The 650-nt window shown below is 68.0% G+C and carries 1 protein-coding gene; it reads left to right on the top strand.

The annotated features are described in order from the left end of the window. Window positions 1-650 (top strand): helix-hairpin-helix domain-containing protein (locus NYR54_RS19125; protein WP_479878023.1); only part of this gene is annotated, 650 nt, incomplete at both ends.

Below are 650 nucleotides of genomic sequence, written 5' to 3'. Positions count from 1 at the left end.
GTCTGCATCAACGCCTCGCGCTGGGACTGCACGCTGGAGCCAACCGGTGACGAGAGCCGCTTCGCGGTTCGGCTCGGCATGCGCATGGTCAAGGGACTGGCCAACGCGCATGCCGCGGCAATCCTGGCAGCGCGCGCGGACACGCCCTACAGGTCGGTGGATGACCTGTGGCGCCGCGCCGGCGTTCCCGTGCTTGCGCTGAAGCAGCTGGCCGATGCCGATGCCTTCCGGCCGTCGCTCGGCCTCGAACGGCGTGAGGCGGTCTGGCAGGTCAAGGCACTGCGCGACGAGCCGCTGCCCCTGTTTGCCGCGGCATCGGCGCGCGAGTCCGCCACCGTGCCGGAACTGGACGAGCCGGCTGTGCCTCTCAGGCCGATGACTGAAGGAAGCGAGGTCGTCGCCGACTATGGCCGCACGGGACTTTCCCTGCGCCGCCACCCAGTCTTTTTCCTGAGGCAGGACCTTGCCCGGCGCGGGATAGTCACCTGCCGGGAGGCGATGGGCGCGCGGGACAGTCAGTGGCTTGAAACCGCGGGCATCGTGCTTGTGCGCCAGCGGCCAGGATCGGCAAAGGGCGTCATGTTCATCACGCTTGAAGACGAGACCGGGATCGCGAACCTCGTGATCTGGCCGAAGGTCTTCGAGAAGCA

It is taken from the genome of Chelativorans petroleitrophicus, assembly GCF_025398195.1.
Taxonomy (GTDB): domain Bacteria; phylum Pseudomonadota; class Alphaproteobacteria; order Rhizobiales; family Rhizobiaceae; genus Chelativorans; species Chelativorans petroleitrophicus.
This window is presented reverse-complemented; position numbering and strand designations above follow the sequence as displayed.